15 protein-coding genes and 1 pseudogene are annotated in these 18065 nt (G+C 68.7%); 9 read left to right on the forward strand and 7 right to left on the reverse strand.

Features of this window, described 5'->3' with window-relative positions; genetic code table 11:
* Positions 1-196: 196 nt before the first annotated feature.
* The 3 genes and pseudogenes from LNW72_RS39375 to LNW72_RS39385 form a co-directional block, all read right to left on the reverse strand.
* Positions 197-763, reverse strand: coding sequence for a hypothetical protein (locus LNW72_RS39375; RefSeq protein WP_250979819.1), 567 nt, complete (start codon positions 761-763; stop codon positions 197-199).
* A gap of 124 nt (positions 764-887) precedes the next feature.
* Positions 888-1981 (reverse strand): annotated as a pseudogene (locus LNW72_RS39380) (sensor histidine kinase).
* A gap of 10 nt (positions 1982-1991) precedes the next feature.
* On the reverse strand, positions 1992-2687 hold the full coding sequence (locus LNW72_RS39385) for a response regulator transcription factor (RefSeq protein WP_250979820.1): 696 nt from the start codon (positions 2685-2687) through the stop codon (positions 1992-1994).
* 87 nt (positions 2688-2774) lie between these two features.
* On the opposite strand from LNW72_RS39385, the gene LNW72_RS39390 reads away from it, so the two are divergent.
* Both LNW72_RS39390 and LNW72_RS39395 read left to right on the forward strand, forming a co-directional pair.
* Positions 2775-3929: an endonuclease/exonuclease/phosphatase family protein gene (locus LNW72_RS39390; protein WP_250979821.1), complete on the forward strand. Its 1155-nt coding sequence runs from the start codon at positions 2775-2777 to the stop codon at positions 3927-3929.
* Positions 3930-4029: 100 nt separating this feature from the next.
* On the forward strand, positions 4030-5175 hold the full coding sequence (locus LNW72_RS39395) for a peptidoglycan bridge formation glycyltransferase FemA/FemB family protein (protein ID WP_285369904.1): 1146 nt from the start codon (positions 4030-4032) through the stop codon (positions 5173-5175).
* Between the two features lie 136 nt (positions 5176-5311).
* Here the strand turns inward: LNW72_RS39395 and murF are convergent, their stop codons facing one another.
* Positions 5312-6655 carry a UDP-N-acetylmuramoyl-tripeptide--D-alanyl-D-alanine ligase gene (gene murF / locus LNW72_RS39400; protein ID WP_250979822.1) on the reverse strand — a complete coding sequence of 448 codons (1344 nt, stop codon included), beginning with the start codon at positions 6653-6655 and terminating at the stop codon, positions 5312-5314.
* Between the two features lie 166 nt (positions 6656-6821).
* On the opposite strand from murF, the gene vanH reads away from it, so the two are divergent.
* Genes vanH through vanX form a run of 3 tightly spaced genes read left to right on the forward strand, consistent with a single transcriptional unit; the run spans position 6822 to position 9437 of the window.
* Complete coding sequence (vanH, locus tag LNW72_RS39405; protein ID WP_250979823.1) at positions 6822-7799, forward strand: D-lactate dehydrogenase VanH; 978 nt, start codon at positions 6822-6824, stop codon at positions 7797-7799.
* Positions 7792-8832: a D-alanine--(R)-lactate ligase VanA-Sc gene (gene vanA-Sc, locus LNW72_RS39410; protein ID WP_250979824.1), complete on the forward strand. Its 1041-nt coding sequence runs from the start codon at positions 7792-7794 to the stop codon at positions 8830-8832. Before vanH ends, vanA-Sc begins: the two co-directional genes overlap by 8 nt.
* Positions 8829-9437, forward strand: coding sequence for a D-Ala-D-Ala dipeptidase VanX (gene vanX, locus LNW72_RS39415; RefSeq protein ID WP_250979825.1), 609 nt, complete (start codon positions 8829-8831; stop codon positions 9435-9437). Before vanA-Sc ends, vanX begins: the two co-directional genes overlap by 4 nt.
* Before the next feature lie 94 nt (positions 9438-9531).
* Here the strand turns inward: vanX and LNW72_RS39420 are convergent, their stop codons facing one another.
* The 3 genes from LNW72_RS39420 to tdh form a co-directional block, all read right to left on the reverse strand.
* Positions 9532-10479 (reverse strand): LysR family transcriptional regulator, encoded by a 948-nt coding sequence (locus tag LNW72_RS39420; protein WP_250979826.1) that lies wholly within the window; start codon positions 10477-10479, stop codon positions 9532-9534.
* A 4-nt stretch (positions 10480-10483) separates the two neighbouring features.
* Positions 10484-11692, reverse strand: coding sequence for a glycine C-acetyltransferase (locus LNW72_RS39425; RefSeq protein WP_250979827.1), 1209 nt, complete (start codon positions 11690-11692; stop codon positions 10484-10486).
* An 86-nt stretch (positions 11693-11778) separates the two neighbouring features.
* Entirely contained in the window at positions 11779-12807 is a 1029-nt protein-coding gene (gene tdh, locus LNW72_RS39430) for an L-threonine 3-dehydrogenase (protein WP_250979828.1), read from the reverse strand.
* Between the two features lie 242 nt (positions 12808-13049).
* Here tdh and LNW72_RS39435 point away from each other — a divergent pair, with 242 nt between their 5' ends.
* The 4 genes from LNW72_RS39435 to LNW72_RS39450 are packed head-to-tail and all read left to right on the forward strand — an operon-like array spanning position 13050 to position 18056.
* Positions 13050-14339 carry a serine hydrolase domain-containing protein gene (locus LNW72_RS39435; protein WP_250979829.1) on the forward strand — a complete coding sequence of 430 codons (1290 nt, stop codon included), beginning with the start codon at positions 13050-13052 and terminating at the stop codon, positions 14337-14339.
* A 54-nt stretch (positions 14340-14393) separates the two neighbouring features.
* Positions 14394-16292: an ABC transporter ATP-binding protein gene (locus LNW72_RS39440; RefSeq protein ID WP_250979830.1), complete on the forward strand. Its 1899-nt coding sequence runs from the start codon at positions 14394-14396 to the stop codon at positions 16290-16292.
* Positions 16285-17235: an ABC transporter permease gene (locus LNW72_RS39445; RefSeq protein WP_250979831.1), complete on the forward strand. Its 951-nt coding sequence runs from the start codon at positions 16285-16287 to the stop codon at positions 17233-17235. The genes LNW72_RS39440 and LNW72_RS39445 overlap by 8 nt, the downstream gene beginning before the upstream one ends.
* Complete coding sequence (locus LNW72_RS39450) at positions 17232-18056, forward strand: ABC transporter permease (RefSeq protein WP_250979832.1); 825 nt, start codon at positions 17232-17234, stop codon at positions 18054-18056. Before LNW72_RS39445 ends, LNW72_RS39450 begins: the two co-directional genes overlap by 4 nt.
* The last annotated feature ends 9 nt before the right edge of the window (positions 18057-18065 follow it).

An 18065-nucleotide genomic window follows, 5' to 3' on the forward strand; every position in this document is an offset into this window, starting at 1 on the left:
AGGCCGCAAGGCTGCGGCCGAGGTTCACGGGAGTCAACTCGGCGATTGCCATGTCGTCAAGAAGTAAAATGTTAACGAGATGGAAACGACATCGTTGTTAATTGTCTGAACCAATAGCGCGGACCGACCAGCGGGACCAGCAGGGACGCCACCGCCGACAGAAGGTGAGGGTGCGGAGCACTCGGCGTAGCGCGTGTCAGGTTCCGTCGGTGATGTACCAGTCCTTCTTGAGGTACTCCAGGGTGTAGTCGCCGAGGTCGCTCTCGGAGAAGGTGGCGGAGGACCTGACCGATTCGAGCGGCATCTCGATCTTGTCGGGCGTGCGCACGACGACCCGCTGCGGGTCGACCGTCGCTTTTTGCAGGGCCTTCTTCTGCGCGGGCGAGATCATCTGGAACACGACGACGTACGTCGACGTGCACGGGCCGAATCCCTTGTCCTCCGCCTTCTTCGCGCCGGGCCCGGCCACCTCGCAGACCGTGCGGATGTCCTCATGGCCGAGGGCGTGGAGGTACTGCTCGTACCGCTGGATCGCGCGTTCCTTCGTCCTGGGCGCGGGCTGGACGCCGGTCGGAGTGGCCGACGGCTTCGCGGTCGGAGCGGACGCCGACGGCGTGGCCGACGGTTCGTTCGTCCGCGTGGACGCGGACGGCTGCGAAGGCTTCGTGTCCGCGTTCTCCTTCGACTTCTCCGGACCGCACCCGCACACCACCAGCGCCGCACAGGCCGTTACCGCCACGCTCACCATCGTCCGCGTTCTCATTGCGTCCCCTCACCGGCCGACTTCACATCAAGAGGTCACGCAGGATACGGGGGAACGGTTCCCGAGCCGGTCCAGGAGCCCGCGACCCGGGCCGCACGGCGCACGGCCGGGCTGCTGCTCGTCCTCACCCGCCGGCGTACGGGAATGTCGCAGGTAGTTCCACGACGATGCGGATCCCGCCGGCGGGGCGCGGGGTGAGGGTGAGGGTTCCGTCGTGTGCCTGGGTGATGGTTTTGACGATGGCCAGGCCCAGACCGACGCCTGTCTGGTCGGTGTGGATGCGCTCAGTGCCGCGCTGGAAGGGTTCGGTGAACGTCGAGACCAGCCGGGGGGTGAGCTGCTCGCCGGTGTTTTCGACGGTGAGTACCACGGTCCTGGGGCGGACGCTGGTGTGGACCCATACGCTGCCGTGTTCCGGCAGGTTGTGGACGATCGCGTTCTGTACGAGGTTCGTGGTCAGCTGCAGCAGGAGCGCCGGCGATCCGCTCGTCGGGGCGATGTCGCCGCTGGTCTCGAGGGTGACGCCATGCTTCTCCGCGAGCGGGAGGAGCGTCTCGGTGGCTTCTTCCGCCATGAGGGACAGGTCGACGTGTTCTCGGGTGAACGACCGTCGGTCGGCGCGGCTGAGCAGGAGCAGTGCCTCGGTGAGGTCGATGGCCCGGGTGTTGACGGCGTGGAGGCGGTCGACGAGTTCACCCGTGTCGTGGTTCGGATCGGTGCGGGCCACGTCGAGCAGTGCCTTCGAGATCGCCAGCGGGGTGCGCAACTCGTGGGAGGCGTTGGCTGCGAATCTCTGCTGTTCGGCGTCGTGTGCCTCGAGCCGCGTGAGCATGATGTCGAAGGCGTCGGCGAGTTCACGGAACTCGTCCTTGCTGCCCGGTAGCCGGATCCGGTGGGACAGTGATCCGTTCGTGGCCATGCGGGTGGCGTGAGTGATGCGGGTCAGGGGGCCAGCATGTGGCCGGCGAGGATCCACCCTCCTACGAGGCCGAACATCAGCAGGAACACCATGACCGCGGCTGCTCTCGGCGCGAAGACGTTCAGGAGGCCGGACCGGATGGGAAAGACACCATGCGTCGGGGTGTCATCGGGGTTGATGAGCATCGCACGGTCGGGGACATAACGGAGGAGGAACACCCACACGGCCGTGAGCAGCAAGGCACCGGCCACCATGAGGAATCCGGCGTAGCTGAGGGTGAGTTTGAGGCGAACGCTCATCCCAGGTGCCCTATCCACGGCCATCTCCCGTATATCCGGCCCCGGGGTGCGTGTCGATGCGGTAGCCGACGCCTGGCACGGTGGTGATGATCCAGGGTTCGCCGAGGCGTTTGCGCAGCGCCGAGACCGTGATGCGTACGGCGTTGGTGAACGGGTCCGCGTTCTCGTCCCACGCGCGTTCCAGGAGTTCCTCGGCGCTGACGACACCGCCTTCGGCGGCGGCGAGGACTTCGAGCACGGCGAACTGCTTGCGGGTGAGCGCGACGTAGCGGTCGTCGCGGTAGATCTCGCGGCGGAACGGATCCAGGCGCAAACCCGCGATCTCCCGGACGGGAGGCCTGGTGTGCGCACGCCTGCGGTCGAGTGCTCTGAGCCTGAGCACGAGTTCCTGCAGTTCGAACGGCTTCGTGAGGTAGTCGTCGGCTCCGAGGCCGAAGCCGGAGGCCTTGTCGTCGAGACGGTCGGCGGCGGTGAGCATCAGGATCGGCATGCCGCTGCCGGAGGCGACGATGCGTTTGGCGATCTCGTCGCCGGACGGTCCGGGGATGTCGCGGTCGAGGACGGCGATGTCGTAGGTGTTGATGCCCAGCAGTTCCAGAGCCGTGTCGCCGTCACCCGCGAGGTCGGCGGCGATCGCTTCCAGACGTAGGCCATCGCGGATGGCTTCTGCCAGGTAGGGCTCGTCCTCGACGATCAGCACACGCATGTTCTGCAGGCTACGGGGCGGCGCATATCGTCGGCGTATCGAAATCCGCATACGCGCCGGCAACACCGCGCCGCCTTGACTGACGGTATGAGCAGAACCCCACCAACGCCGGAGACGGCGCAGGACAGCCCGTCGGATACCCGCGCGACAGGAGCCGGAGCCGGTGTCCCGGCGGCGGGCACGGGCGGGACCCGGCGCGTGGGCGTTCGCCGGCCGATCCTTCCCGCAGCTCTCCGCCGGGCCCGAGCAGGGGATGCCCCCTTCGGTTTCCGGCCGGAGCCCTGGAAACGCGGTCCGGTGCTCGCGGCGCTGGCACTGCTCATTGGCCTGTTGATGCTGCTGCACGCGGAGATCCCGAATCGGATCTGGCACCTCGGCAGCTTGGTGGAGACCTTCCTGCCGTGGTTCGGGCTGTTCATCCCGGTGCTGCTGGTCGGGGCGGTGTGGCGCCGCTCCGCCTCCGCGGCGGTCGCGCTGCTGCTGCCGGTGGCGGTGTGGCTGAACCTCTTCGGCGGGCTGCTCGGCGACAAGTCCCACCCGGGCAGTGACCTCACCGTGGTGAGCCACAACGTCGGCGCCGACAACCCCGACCCGGCCGGCACCGCCCGCGACCTGGCCGCCTCCGGTGCGGAGCTGCTGGCACTGGAGGAGCTGACCGAGCAGGTCCAGGGCATCTACGAGAAGGAGCTGGCGACGGCGTACCCGTACCACACGGTGCAGGGCACGGTCGGACTGTGGAGCAGGCTGCCACTGTCCGACACCCGGCCGGTCGACATCGAGACGGACGCCGGGCCGCTGGGGGACGCCAAGCCGGCGGAGGTCAAGATGGCCTACAACCGGGCGCTGCGCACCACGGTGACCACCGACCACGGGCCGCTCGCGGTGTACGTGGCCCATCTGGGGTCCGTGCGGGTGAATCCCAGAGCGGGCTTCTGGACGGACTCGCGGGACAGAGGCGTGCCGGCGCTCGGCAAGGCCATCGCGGCCGAGCGGAACGAGCGAGTGGTGCTGCTCGGCGACCTGAACGGCACCATGGACGACCGCGCGTTCGCGGGTATCACCTCGCAGCTGCACTCGGTCCAGGACGCGGCGGGGGACGGCTTCGGCTTCAGCTGGCCGGCGACGTTCCCGGTGGCGCGGATCGACCAGATCCTGGTCCGCGGCGTGCAGCCGAAGAGCTCGTGGTCACTCCCGGCCACCGGCAGCGACCACCTGCCGGTGGCGGCCGGAATCAGCTGGTGAACACCAGGACAGGTACATAGCCGGTGAACACCGGCGCATATCGTCGGCGTATCGAAAACCACATACGCGCCGACAACGCCACGCCGCCTTGACTGAAGGCATGTCCTACAGCGAACCAGCACGAACCGCGGGCGTGAGCCTGACCGTCGAACCGATCAGCGCCGCCGAGCACCTGGCGTTCGTGCGGACACAGCGGTCGGTCAGCTTTCTGCAGACCCCGGCATGGGGGCGCGTCAAGACCGAGTGGCGCAGCGAGTCCCTCGGCTGGTTCGACGGTCGGCGGCTGGTCGGTGCGGGGCTCGTCCTGCACCGACCGGTGCCGCGGTTCGACCGGTTCACGCTGGCCTATCTGCCCGAGGGCCCGGTCATCGACTGGACCGGCGAGATCCGCGCGTGGCTCGATCCGCTGACGGCCCATCTCAAGGCGCACGGCGCGTTCGCGATCCGGCTCGGCCCGCCGGTGTGCACGGACACCTGGAGCGCCGCCCAGGTCAAAGAGGGCATCGCCGACCCGGGCATCCAGCGGCTCACCGAGCTGCGGAGCCAGTGGGCCGACCCGGTCGGCGCCCGCGTGACCGGCCGGCTCAGGGCCGCCGGCTGGCTGCCGCAGAGCCCGGAGGACGGGTTCGGGGTCGGGCATCCGCAGTTCAAGTACGAGGTTCCGCTGGCCGGCAGGACTGAGGACGACCTGCTCAGGGGCATGAACCAGCAATGGCGCCGCAACATCAAGAAGGCGGCCAAGGAGGGAGTCGAGGTCACCGTCGGTGTGGACCTGAAGGCGTTTCACGACCTCTACGTGCACACCGCCGACCGCGACCACTTCACGCCCCGGCCGCTGCGCTACTTCGAGACCATGTTCGCGGCGCTGAGCGCCGAGGACCCCGAGCGGATCAAGCTCTATCTGGCCCACCACCAGGGCGATCTGGTCGCTGCCACCATCCTGGTCCGGGTAGGCGCCCACGCCTGGTATTCCTACGGCGCGTCCTCGACTGAGAAGCGTGAGGTGCGCGGTTCCAACGCCTGCCAGTGGGCGATGATCCGCGACTCGCTGGCGGCCGGCTGCGACGTCTATGACCTGCGCGGCATCACTCCCACCCTCGATGCTGACGACCCGCACGTCGGGCTGATCCAGTTCAAGGTAGGCACCGGCGGTCAGGCGGTGGGATACGTCGGCGAGTGGGACCTGCCGCTGCGGCCGATGATCTACCGGGCCTTCGCACTCCACATGAGGCGGCGCGGGCGGTGAGTCAGGGTCTCCTGCCGGCCGGTGGCCGCGCCCAAGTGGGGGCGACCGCCGACCGGACCCGACCGGAGGTCCGGCCTGGTGCCGGTCGCCAAGGGCAACGGCTACGGCCTCGGCCTGGTGTCCGCGTACCAGTGACTCACTCGAGCGCGGCGGCGACCACGTCGAGGCGTGCCCCGCGGGAGGCCTTGACGAGCACCACATCGCCGGCGATGAGGTGGCTGCGCAGCCAGTCGACGGCCGCGTCGTTGTCGGCCAGCACCACCACCCGCCCTCCCGCGCCGTCGGCGATCGGCCGGGCGCCCTCGCCGACCGTGGCCACGACGTCGGCCCGGGAGGCGGCGTACTCCCCGACGGCGCGGTGCTCGGCCTCGCTGTCGGCGCCGAGCTCGAGCATCTCGCCGAGGACGGCGATGCGGCGCCCGCCCTCGATCGCCGCCAGCGCGTCCAGGGCGGCGCGGGTCGAGTCGGGGTTGGCGTTGTAGGAGTCGTTGAGCAGCGTCGCGCCGCCGGTGAGGTCGCGCGGCTCCATACGCCACCTCGACAGCGAGGCGGTGGCCAGTGCCGCCGCGGCCACCTCGAGGTTTACGCCGGCTGCCAGACCAGCGGCCGCGGCAGCCGATGCGTTGAGTGCCTGGTGGGCGCCCACGTGCGGCAGCACTACGGGAGCCGAGGCGTCGGCGGTCCGCAGCGTGAAGGACGGTCGGCCGAGCCGGTCAAGAGCCAGGTCGAGTGCCCGCACGTCGGCGTGGGCCGCCCGCCCGAAGGTCAGCACCGGGCCGTCGGTGAGTGAGCGCATTGCGAGGACCCGGGGATCGTCGGCGTTGAGGACGGCGGTGCCGCCGGGCGCCAGCCCCTGCACCAGCTCGCCCTTGGTCTGGGCGATGGCCGCGCGCGACCCGAACTCGCCGAGGTGGGCCTGACCGACGTTGAGGACGACGCCGATGTCGGGCGCGATCAGGCCGGTGAGTGCGGCGATGTCGCCGACATGGCGGGCGCCCATCTCCAGGACGAGGAACCGGGTGGCCGCGTCGGCGCGCAGCATGGTGAGCGGCACACCGAGCTCGTTGTTGAGCGAGCCGATCGTGGCGATCGTCCGCCCGGCGCTCGAAAGCACGGCCGCCAGCAGGTCCTTGGTACTGGTCTTGCCCTGGGAGCCGGTCAGCCCGACAACGGTCAGCCCGTCGCGCAGCCGGGACACGACGTGGGCGGCGAGTGCCTGCAACGCGGACCGGGCGTCCTCGACGAGGACCGTGGGCAGCTGCGTGGGCCGGGAGCCGAGAACGGCCACCGCGCCCGCCCGGCCGGCCTGGCCGGCGTAGTCGTGGCCGTCGACGTGCTCGCCCGCGAAGGCGACGAAGAGGCCGCCGGGCTCGACCTGCCGGCCGTCGAGCACGGCCGGCGCGGTCACCGTCACGGCGCCGTCGCCCTTGACCGTCCCGCCGACGATCTCGGCGATCTCGCCGAGGCTGAGCGGGGTCATGACCGCGCGACGCGGGGGCCGCCGAGCGGGAGCGGGGTGACGGGGCAGCGGCACATGGAGGCTGTTTCGTTGAAGGTCATGCCACCAGTCAAGGCAGCATGGTGTATCGCCGGCATATCGAAAACCACATACGTTCCGGCAACGTCACGCCGCCTTGACTGTGGGCATGACCTACAGCGACCTGTCCCGCATCACCATTTATGGGTGCGGCCCGGATGAGGCCGTTCTGTTCCGAGAGCTGGCGCCTCGCTTCGGCGTAACGCCGATCACCACAGACGCACCGGTATCGGAAGCCAATAGTGAACTGGCATCCGGAAGCCGATGCATCAGCGTGGGCCACAAGACTCGGATCACCAACGCCGCTCTTCTTGCGCTGGGTCAAGCCGGCGTGCTGTACATCTCGACGCGGAGCATCGGGTACAACCATATCGATGTGGAATACGCGGACAGTGTCGGAATTTCCGTGGAAAACGTCACCTACTCGCCGGACAGCGTGGCCGACTACACGCTGATGCTGATGTTGATGGCAGTGCGGGACGCCAAATCCATCATCCGTCGCGCAGACATGCACGACTACCGGTTGAGTGAACTGCGCGGGAAAGAGCTGCGCGATCTGACCGTCGGGGTGATCGGAACCGGCCGCATCGGTGCTGCGGTCATGGACCGGCTGTGGGGTTTCGGCTGCCGGATACTGGCCTATGACAATCACCCCAAGGCCCCTGCTGATTACGTTCCGCTCGATGAGTTGCTGCAGCGGAGCGACATCGTCACCCTCCATGCGCCACTCACTGCGGACACGCACCATCTGCTGGATCGGCAGCGCATGGAGCAGATGAAGCACGGCGCGCTGATTGTCAACACCGGACGTGGTGCGCTGATCGATACCGGGGCCCTTGTGCAGGTATTGGAAAGCGGCAGGTTGGGCGGTGCGGCCTTGGATGTCATCGAAGGAGAGGAAGGAATATTCTACGCCGACTGCCGGAACAAGCCCATTGACAGCAAATCGTTGTTGCGGCTGCAGGAACTGCCGAACGTTCTCATCAGTCCGCACACCGCCTACTACACGGACCACGCTCTGCGCGACACCGTGGAAAACTCCCTCACCAACTGCCTGACATTTGAAAGCAGGAATCAGCATGGATAGGTTGAAGGTCGGAATCCTCTTCGGGGGCCGTTCGGAGGAGCACCCTGTCTCCGTCAAGTCCGCGCAGGAGATCGCACGGAACCTCGACCTCGAGAAGTATGAGCCCTTCTATATCGGGATCACGAAGAGCGGTGCCTGGACGCTCTGCGACGGGCCCGGCGCGGATTGGGAGCACGGCAGCTGCCGTCCGGCTGTGCTGTCACCGGACAGCAGCGTGCACGGGTTGCTCGTGCAGGAGCAGGGACGATACGAAGTGATCCGTCTGGACGTCGTGTTGCCCGTACTGCACGGCACCCTCGGCGAGGATGGTGCGATCCAGGGTCTGCTGGAGCTCTCCGGCATCCCCTACGTCGGCTGCGACATCCAGAGTTCCGCTCTGTGCATGGACAAATCCCTTGCCTACCTCGTCGCCGGAAGCGCGGGAATCGCCACGCCGAATTTCTGGACCGTCACGGCGGACGAGATCATTGATCCCGACCGGCTCACCTATCCGGTCTTCGTGAAGCCGGCTCGTTCGGGGTCGTCCTTCGGCGTCACCAAGGTGTCCCGAAAGGAGGAGCTGTCGAGTGCGGTGGAAAGCGCACGGCAGTACGACTCGAAGGTGCTGATCGAAGAGGCGGTCGTAGGCAGCGAGATCGGATGCGCCATCCTGGGGAACGAGCTGGATCTGATCGCGGGTGAGGTGGATCAGATCGTCCTGTCTCATGGATTCTTCAGAATCCACCAGGAGGACACACCGGAAATCGGCTCCGACAACTCGGCGGTCATCGTGCCCGCCGACATCCCGGCAGAGTCGCGATTGCTCGTTCAGGAGACAGCCAAGGCCGTATACCGCGCTCTGGGATGCAGGGGACTGTCGCGGGTTGACCTGTTCCTCAAGGATGACGGGGAGGTGGTCCTCAACGAGGTCAACACTCTGCCCGGCATGACCTCGTACAGCCGTTATCCGAGGATGATGGCGGCCGCGGGGATGCCGCTTGCCGAAGTGATCGACCGGACGGTGTCGCTGGCATTGGCAGGAAAAAGGCGATGAAGGACGACTTCGTCTTTGTGGACGAGCTGGCATCCGGAATACGCTGGGATGCCAAGTACGCTACCTGGGACAACTTCACCGGCAAACCGGTGGACGGGTATCTGGCCAATCGAATTGTCGGTACCAGGGCTCTGTGCGCAGCCCTGGAACGAGCGCGCGAGAAGGCCGAATCCCTTGGGTTCGGCTTGCTCCTCTGGGATGGCTATCGTCCGCAGCGCGCCGTCGACTGCTTTCTGCGCTGGTCGAATCTGCCGGAGGATGGCCGGACGAAGTCACGGCACTATCCGAATATCGGCAGAGCCGAGATGTTCGAAAGAGGATACGTGGCCGAGAAGTCGGGCCACAGCCGGGGCAGCACCGTCGACCTCACGCTCCATGATCTGTCCACCGGTGAGCTCGCTCCCATGGGCGGTGACCATGACTTGATGGACTGCATCTCGCATCATGGGGCGCCAGGGCTCGCGCACGTCGAAGCGAGGAACCGGCAGTGCCTTCTTTCCATCATGGAGGCCTGCGGTTTCAGCGCATACGACTGCGAGTGGTGGCATTACACGCTCAACGACGAACCCTATCCGGACACCTATTTCGATTTCCCCATCACCTAGTTCAGCCGGGGATTGCCTCCTGGTGTCCATCAGGCCGGAGACGATGCGCGTAGGACCAGCGGTGCTTTCGTCGAGGCGGTCGCCGCGACGGACATCACCCGTTGACGCCCAGGAGCTGAGGCGGGTCTTCTCGTGGCCGGGCGCGGTCGGCAGCCATGGCCAGGGCGTCCAGCACGGGTCGGATGAGCGGATGCTGCTCCGCTCCGCGCCGGACCGCCGCGAACACCCGGCGGGTCGGTGGATCCCCGGCGACCGGTAGGACCACGACCTCCGGCAGATCCACTCCGCGCAGCGCGGAGCGCGGAACCAGGGCCACCCCCGCTCCGGCCCCGGCAAGGGCGGCGACGGCCCGGAAATCGTCGGAGGAGTGCGTCACGCGGGGCTGGAAGCCGGCGAATTCGCAGGCCAGCATGACCACCTCGTGGCAGGGGTTGCCGGGGTAGGGGCCGATCCACGGTTCCTCGGCGAGATCGGCGACTCTGATGCCGGCGCTGTCGGCTAGCCGGTGGCTCCGTGGCAGGACCGCGTCGAAAGGCTCCGCGTAGAGCGGGACCCGGGACAGCCGCTCGTCGTCCTCACGGGGCGCGCCCCGGTACTCCACCGCCACGGCCAGGTCGGCGTGCCCGTCCAGCACCATGGTCAGGCTGGCGTCGCCCTCGGCGTCGCGAACCCGGAGCCCGATGCCGGGATGGCTGGTGCCCAGCGCCGTCATCGCCGGGGCGACCACGGTGGCGATACCGGTGGCGAAGGAGGCCACCGTCACCTCTCCCGCATGCCCTGCCGCGTAGGCGGCGAGCTCGGCTTCGGCCCGCTCCAGCTGGGCCAGCACGGTGTTGCCGTGCGCGGCCAGGATCTCTCCTGCCGCCGTCAGCCGGACTCCCCGGCCGTCGCGGACCAGCAGCTGGTGACCGACCTCCTGTTCGAGGGCGGCCAGCTGCTGGGAGACGGCGGAGGGCGTCAGATACAGCGCGGCGGCCGCGGCGGTCAGCGTCCGGTGGTCCGCCACGGCCCGCAAAGTGCGCAGTCTGCGGGTGTCGATCACCCGGTCATTCTGCCAGTGCCGCTCGCGCGGCCGAGAACGCGGCCACCGCGCGCTCCACGTCCTGCGCCGAGTGGGCGGCGGACAGCTGGACCCGGATCCGGGCCTTGCCGTGCGGGACCACCGGATAGGAGAAGCCGACGGCGTAGATGCCGTGCTCCAGGAGCTGGTCGGCGATGCGTCCGGCCTCCTCGGCGTCGCCGATCATCACCGGGGCGATCGGGTGGTCGCCCGGCAGGACCTCGAAGCCCTCCTCGGTCATCCGTCGCCGGAACAGCTCCGTGTTGGCGTAGAGGCGGGCCCGCAGCGCGGCACCCTCGCCCGTGGTGTCGTCCTCCAGCAGGTCCAGGACCTTGATGGAGGCGGCCGCGATCACCGGGGCCAGCGAGTTGGAGAACAGGTACGGGCGGGAGCGCTGCCGCAGCAGCGCCACGATCTCCGCGCGGGCCGCCACGTAGCCGCCGGACGCGCCGCCGAGCGCCTTGCCCAGCGTCCCGGTGACGATGTCGACCCGGTCGATCACGCCGTGCAGCTCCGGGGTGCCGCGCCCACCGGGGCCGACGAAGCCCACCGCGTGCGAGTCGTCGACCATGACCATCGCTCCGTAGCGCTCTGCCAGGTCGCAGATCTCGTCCAGCGGGGCCACATAGCCGTCCATGGAGAAGACGCCGTCGGTGACGACGAGCGTGCGCCGTGCTCCGGCGGCCTCCTTCAGCCGCTGCTCCAGGTCGGCCATGTCGCGGTTGGCGTAGCGGAAGCGGCGTGCCTTGGACAGCCGGATGCCGTCGATGATGCTGGCGTGGTTCAGCGCGTCCGAGATCACCGCGTCGCGTTCGTCCAGCAGCGTTTCGAACACGCCTCCGTTGGCGTCGAAGCAGGAGCTGTAGAGGATGGTGTCCTCCATGCCGAGGAAGCGCGACAGCCGGGCCTCCAGCTCCTTGTGCACCTCCTGGGTGCCGCAGATGAAGCGCACCGAGGCCATGCCGTAGCCCCAGCGGTCGAGTGCCGACTTGGCGGCGGCCACGACCTCGGGGTTGTCGGCGAGGCCCAGGTAGTTGTTGGCGCAGAAGTTCAGCACCTCGCCGGGGCGCCCGCCCGAGGTGACGTCGACCGAGGCGCTCTGCGGGGTGCCGATGACCCGCTCGGGCTTGTGCAGCCCGGCCGAGCGGATCTCATCGAGGGTGGCACGGAGGTCCTCGCGGACGGCGTCGAGCATGATGGGTCTCTCCTTGTTCCTGCGGAGGTCTGAGTACCTGCGGAGTCTGATGGTGCGGGGCTGTTCCGGCGGAGGCCGGACAGGCCCTAGGCGGTCCAGTCGAGGATGACCTTGCCGCAGCGGCCCCCGGCGGCGTCGTCGAACGCGGCCTCGAAGTCCCGGTACGAGTAGCGGCCGGTGATCACCGGGCTCAGGTCGAGGCCGCCTTCCAGCAGCACCGACATGGCGTACCAGGTCTCGTACATCTCCCGGCCGTAGATGCCCTTGAGAGTGATCATCGAGGTGACGATCCTGGCGAAGTCGACCGGGAACTCCTCGGCCGGCAGGCCCAGCATGGCGATCCGTCCGCCGTGGGTCATGTTGGCGATCATGTCGCGCAGCGCCTCGGGCCGTCCCGACATCTCCAGCCCGACGTCGAAGCCCTCGCGCAGCCCGAGCCTGCGCTGTCCCTCCGCGATGGTGGAGCCGCTGACGTCCAGGGCCAGGCTCACGCCGACCTTCTCGGCCAGCTCCAGCCGGAACGGGCTGACGTCGGTGATCATCACCTTCCTGGCTCCGGCGTGCCGGGCGACCGCTGCCGCCATGATGCCGATGGGCCCCGCTCCGGTGATGACGACGTCCTCGCCCACGAGCGGGAACGACAGGGCGGTGTGAACGGCGTTGCCGAAGGGGTCGAAGATCGCGGCGACGTCCAGGTCGACCGGCACCCGGTGCACCCACACGTTGGTGGCCGGCAGCGTCACGTACTCGGCGAACGCCCCGTCCCGGCCGATGCCCAGGCCCACCGTGCTGCGACACAGGTGCCGCCGTCCGGCCAGGCAGTTACGGCACTTTCCGCAGATGAGGTGGCCTTCACCGCTGACCAGGTCGCCCGGGGCCAAGTCGGCGACGCCGGCGGCGACTTCCACGATCTCGCCGACGAACTCGTGGCCCAGCACCAGCGGGGTCTTCACGGCCTGCTGCGCCCAGCCGTCGTAGTTGCGGATGTGCAGGTCGGTGCCGCAGATACCGGTGCGGAGCACCTTGATCAGCACTTCACCGGGCCCGACTTCGGGCTCCGGAACGTCCATCAGCCACAAACCCGGTTCTGCCTTCGCCTTGACCAGTGCCTTCACGGCGGAGCCTCTCGGGATCGGTACGACGCACATCCGCCGAGAACACGGCGGAGACCCCAAACCTTGCCGCCCGCGCCGCCCATCGGTCCATCGACGGTTTCTTATGCGGGCCCACAGCTCAGCTTCACAATCGCCGCATGATCACTGACGGTGCCGGTCCTGGTCGTTTCCACGAAATGAGGCGAAAACGATGGTCGCCGTGGACGAACCGGGAGTGCCTTCCGGCGTCTACGGTTGCGCGAATGGACGAACTGCAGGACATCGGGAATTGGCTGCGGGAGCGGCTGCCGCAGCTGCTGGCCGAGCATGGTGTGCCAGGGGCCGCCGTCGCCATCGGCGTGGGCGCGGAGACGGTCGAAGCGGCGGCCGGGGTGCTGAGCACCGCGACGGGGGTGGAGGTGACGGTCGACTCGGTGTTCCAGATCGGGTCGGTCACCAAGGTGCTCACCGCGACGCTGGTGATGCAGCTGGTCGGCGAAGGCCGAGTAGCGCTCGACGCCCCGGTCCGGACCTACCTTCCCGGGTTCCGGGAGGCGACCGTGCGGCAACTGCTGTGCCACACCTCCGGTTTCGAAGGGGATGTCTTCACGGACACCGGCAAGGGCGACGACTGCCTGGCCACGTACGTGGACCTGCTGGACGAGGTGCCGCAGCTCTTCGAGCCCGGCACGATGTTCTCCTACAACAACGCGGGCTACTGCGTGCTGGGACGCATCGTCGAGGTCGTGCGGGGCAAGCCCTTCGACGCGTGCCTGCGGGATCACCTGTTCACGCCGCTGGGCATGACGCACGCGGCGAACGACCCGTACGAGGCGATCCTCCACCGCGCGGCGGTCGGGCATCTCGACGGGAAGCCGTCCGCGGTCTGGGCGATGGCCCGCTCGAACGCGCCGGCGGGGTCGATGCTCGCGATGACCCCTCGCGATCTGCTGGCCTTCGCCCGGATGCACCTCGCGGACGACGGCCCGCGGGCCATGCGGCAGCCGCAGGTCGCGCTGCCGGACATCGGCTGGGGCACGGCCTGGGGCCTGGGCTGGGAGCTCTACGACCTGCCGGGCGGCCTGGTCTTCGGCCATGACGGCAACACCATCGGCCAGTCGGCGGTCCTGCGCGTCGTCCCCGGCCGCGACCTCGCAGTAGCGATCTTCACCAACGGCGGTGACCCCAAGCCGCTGCGGAAGGAGATCCTCGGCCGGGTCCTGGAGCTGCCCGCGGACCCGGTCCCGGATCCGGCGGCCCGCCTGAACACACACCGCTACGCCGGCACCTACCTGTCGAGCACGGGCGAGACCAGGGTGGATGAGGACGAGCGGGGCAGGCTCTGGCTCGAGCACGTTCCCCTCGGCATCACGGCGGAGCTCGGCGACGAGGGCTACCGGACGGAGTTGGCCGCCTGGCGCGGCGATTCCCTCCTCCCCGTCGAGCCCGGCCACGGACCGGTGGCGTTCCTCGGCGACGACGGCGAGGGGCGGGCGCGCTACCTGCACACGGGTCGCGCCGACGTTCGTTCGCCTGGACGAACGCAGGGCTGAACACTCACCGTCCCGGACGAACAGCGCACGCGCCGCGGCCCTCAATATCGGCGAATGGATGTGCGCAAGAGTTTGACGCTCCGGGACCTGTCGGTCGAGATCCGGCGTGGCGACCGTGTCGTCCGGCCGGTAGCGAACGTCAGCCTCGAGCTGGAACGCGGCGAGACGCTCGGGATCGTCGGAGAGACCGGTTCCGGCAAGTCGATGACGGGCCTGGCGATCATGGGCATGCTCCCTTCCGGGGGCCGGGTGACCGGCGGGTCGATCGACTTCGCCGGCCGGGATCTGCTCGCGATGGAGCCGAGGCGGTACCGCGGCAACGAGATCGCCATGATCTTCCAGGACTCACTGACCTCGCTGAACCCGACCAAGAAGATCGTCGAGCAGGTGGCAGAACCCGTCCGCCTGCACCGCAAGGAGACCAGGCGCGCCGCCCGTGACCGCGCCCTGGAGATGCTCGCCCGAGTGGGCGTCGACCGGGACGGCTACCCGCACCAGTTCTCCGGTGGCCAGCGCCAGCGGGTGATGATCGCCATGGCGCTGGTCTGCGAGCCCGAGATCGTCATCGCGGACGAACCCACCACGGCCCTCGACGTGACGGTCCAGTCCGAGATCCTCGATCTCCTCGACGATCTGCGGTCCCAGCGGGGCATGTCGATGATCCTGATCACCCATGACATGGGGGTGATCGCCCAGCGGGCAGACCGGGTCGGGGTGATGTACGGCGGGCGGGTGGCCGAGTCCGCACCCACGGCGGACATCTTCGGCAGGACCCGGCACCGCTACACCCGGGCTCTGCTCTCCTCGATCCCCACCCTCGGCCAGGACAAGGGCGAGGAGTTGTTCAGCATCCCGGGTTCGCCGCCCGACCTGGCCAAGCCCGAGCCCGGCTGCCCCTTCGCGCCGCGCTGCGACGCGGCCACGGACCGGTGCCGCGAGGAGCAGCCGCCGTTCGTCGACTCCTACGCCTGCTGGCACCCGGTCGCCGGCCCGGCCGAAGGCGGCCAGCGGCGACGGTTCCCGTCGAAGGAGAGCGGCGGGACACTCCTGCGCGTCGTCGACCTGGTCCGTGAGCACCCGGCGGGCCGCCGGACCGTCAAGGCGGTCTCCGGAGTGAGCTTCGAGGTGGCGGCCGGGGAGACCTTCGGCCTGGTCGGTGAGTCCGGCTGCGGAAAGTCGAGCCTGGGCCGCATGCTCGTCGGCCTGGACCGCCCCGACGGCGGCGAGGTCCTCTTCGAAGGGGACCGGGTCATCCGGCCGCGCAAGGCCGTCCAGATGATGTTCCAGGACTCCGGTGCCGCCCTCGACCCGAGGATGCGCGTCGGCCGGATCCTTCGCGAACCCCTGGTCATCCAGGGCGTCGGTGACCGCCCGGAGCGGGTGCGGCGGCTCCTCGACGACGTCGGTCTCCCCGAGAGCGTCCTCGACCGGTACCCCTACGAGCTCTCCGGCGGCCAGCGGCAGCGTGTCGGACTGGCACGCGCGCTCGCCCTGGAACCCCGGGTGCTGATCGCCGACGAACCGGTCAGCGCCCTGGACGTCTCCATCCGCTCGCAGATCCTCAACCTCATGCGCCGGATCCAAATCGAGCGCGGCCTCAGCAGCGTGGTCATCTCGCACGACCTCGCGGTCGTGCGCTACCTCGCCGACCGCGTCGGTGTCATGTACCTCGGGAAGCTCGTCGAGACCGGCACGACCGACGAGGTCTACGGCGCCGCCGCGCATCCCTACACCGCGGGCCTGCTGGCAGCGGTCCCGGAAGGCGAACGCGCCGGCACGGGCGTGCGCGGCGAACCGCCCAGCCCCGTCGATCCGCCCAGCGGCTGCCGCTTCCGCACCCGTTGCGCGCTGAGCACGGAGAAGTGCGCCCGGATCGAACCACCCCTGGCGCCGGTCACCGGCAGCCAGCTGGTGGCCTGCCACTACCCGCTGCAAGGGAACCGCAATGGCTAGATATCTGCTCCACCGCCTGGTGGTCTCGGTTCTCGTCCTGCTCGGTATCTCCGCGGTCGTCTTCCTGCTGCTGCACACGGTCTCGGCCAGCCCCGGCCGGATCGTGCTCGGCCAGCGGGCCTCGCCCCAGGCGGTGGCGGCCTTCAACCACGACCACGGTTTCGACCGCTCACTGATCACGCAGTACCTCAGCTATCTGGGCCAACTGCTCCACGGCGATCTGGGCCGCTCCTACACGCTGAACGAGAACGTCGGCACCCTGCTCGCCCAGAACTCCGGCCGCAGCGCGATGCTGTCCGCCGCCGGAATGCTCCTCGCACTGGCTGTCGCGGTACCGCTCGGCATTCTCCAGGCGGTCAGGCGCAACAGCATCGCCGACCGGGCGGCCACGGCCGCCTCCTATGTCCTGTACGCCACAACGTCGTTCCTGCTCGGTCTGCTGCTGATCGCGGTGTTCAGCCAGACGCTGCAGATCTTCCCGGCCGAAGCCTCCCAGTCGCATTCACCGTGGGTGGTGTTCACCGATCCACGCGCCATGGCCCTGCCCGTGATCACTCTGGCCTGCGGCAGCGTCACCGTCTTCGCGCAGTACCAGCGCTCCTCGGCGCTGGACCAGCTCGGCCAGGACTACATCCGGGTCGCACGGGCCAAAGGCCTGCCGGAACGGCTGATCCTGCTGCGCCACCTGCTCCGCAACTCCAGCCTGCCGTTGATCACGCTCGTCGGCACGCTGGTGCCCACCGTGCTCGCCGGGAACCTCATCGTGGAGTCGCTCTTCAACTACCCGGGCCTCGGCCTGCTCTTCCTGAACAGCCTGCAACGCGAGGACTATCCCCTGCTCCTCGCCTACACGCTCATCGGCGGCTTCCTGACCGTGGCGGGCAGCTTCCTCGCCGACATCCTGGTCGCGGCCGCCGACCGCCGAATCGAGTTGAGAAAATGATGCGGCATCGGCTCGCGCTCACCGGTGGCCTGGTCCTGGTGCTCATCGCCGGGTTCTGCTTCCTCGGCCCCCTGATCCACCACACCGACCAGACCGATGTGGACCTCATCAACGCGGCCCTGCCGCCAGGAGCCGGCCATCTGCTCGGCACCGACACCAACGGGTTCGACGTACTCGGCCGGCTCATGACCGGCGGCCGGCTGTCGCTGGAGATCGGCCTGCTGGCCGCGCTCATCTCGACCCTGATCGGCACGGTCTACGGGGCGGTCGCCGGACTCGCCGGAGGTGTGGTCGACGGCTTCCTGATGCGCCTGGTCGACGTGATGCTGTCGATCCCGTTCCTCTTCGTCGTGCTGATCCTCTCGGCCCGGTTCGCGGCGAGCGCGGTGTCGCTGAGCCTCGTCATCGGGGGCTTCTCCTGGCTCCTGTCGGCCCGGCTGATACGCGGCGAGGTGCTGGCGCTGCGGGTCCGGGAGTTCGTCCTGGCGGCGAAGGTGATGGGCGCCTCACGACGGCGGATCATCTTCACCCATCTGATTCCCCATGCTCTCGGCGTGATCATCATCAACGCCACCTTCCAGGTGGCCGATGCGATCATCGTCGTCTCCGCGCTGGGCTTCCTGGGCTTCGGCATGACCTACCCCACGGTGGACTGGGGCAGCCAACTCGCCGACGGGGCCAGCTATCTCTCCACCGGTTACTGGTGGCTGGTCTATCCGGTGGGCGCCTGCATCGTCCTCACCGTCCTCGCCCTCAACCTGCTCGCGGACGCGCTCAGGGACGCCATCGGGCGACCTACTTCACCTTCGAGTCAGAACTAAGGGAGACAG

Source organism: Streptomyces sp. RKAG293, from assembly GCF_023701745.1.
Lineage (GTDB): Bacteria > Actinomycetota > Actinomycetes > Streptomycetales > Streptomycetaceae > Actinacidiphila.

Excerpts from the sequence above, each read along its gene's own strand:
- LNW72_RS39375 (WP_250979819.1), bottom strand. The coding sequence starts at position 763 with ATGAGAACGCGGACGATGGTGAGCGTGGCGGTAACGGCCTGTGCGGCG.
- LNW72_RS39385 (WP_250979820.1), bottom strand. The coding sequence starts at position 2,687 with ATGCGTGTGCTGATCGTCGAGGACGAGCCCTACCTGGCAGAAGCCATC.
- LNW72_RS39390 (WP_250979821.1), top strand. The coding sequence starts at position 2,775 with ATGAGCAGAACCCCACCAACGCCGGAGACGGCGCAGGACAGCCCGTCG.
- LNW72_RS39395 (WP_285369904.1), top strand. The coding sequence starts at position 4,030 with ATGTCCTACAGCGAACCAGCACGAACCGCGGGCGTGAGCCTGACCGTC.
- murF (WP_250979822.1), bottom strand. The coding sequence starts at position 6,655 with ATGACCCCGCTCAGCCTCGGCGAGATCGCCGAGATCGTCGGCGGGACG.
- vanH (WP_250979823.1), top strand. The coding sequence starts at position 6,822 with ATGACCTACAGCGACCTGTCCCGCATCACCATTTATGGGTGCGGCCCG.
- vanA-Sc (WP_250979824.1), top strand. The coding sequence starts at position 7,792 with ATGGATAGGTTGAAGGTCGGAATCCTCTTCGGGGGCCGTTCGGAGGAG.
- vanX (WP_250979825.1), top strand. The coding sequence starts at position 8,829 with ATGAAGGACGACTTCGTCTTTGTGGACGAGCTGGCATCCGGAATACGC.
- LNW72_RS39425 (WP_250979827.1), bottom strand. The coding sequence starts at position 11,692 with ATGCTCGACGCCGTCCGCGAGGACCTCCGTGCCACCCTCGATGAGATC.
- LNW72_RS39435 (WP_250979829.1), top strand. The coding sequence starts at position 13,050 with ATGGACGAACTGCAGGACATCGGGAATTGGCTGCGGGAGCGGCTGCCG.
- LNW72_RS39440 (WP_250979830.1), top strand. The coding sequence starts at position 14,394 with ATGGATGTGCGCAAGAGTTTGACGCTCCGGGACCTGTCGGTCGAGATC.
- LNW72_RS39445 (WP_250979831.1), top strand. The coding sequence starts at position 16,285 with ATGGCTAGATATCTGCTCCACCGCCTGGTGGTCTCGGTTCTCGTCCTG.
- LNW72_RS39450 (WP_250979832.1), top strand. The coding sequence starts at position 17,232 with ATGATGCGGCATCGGCTCGCGCTCACCGGTGGCCTGGTCCTGGTGCTC.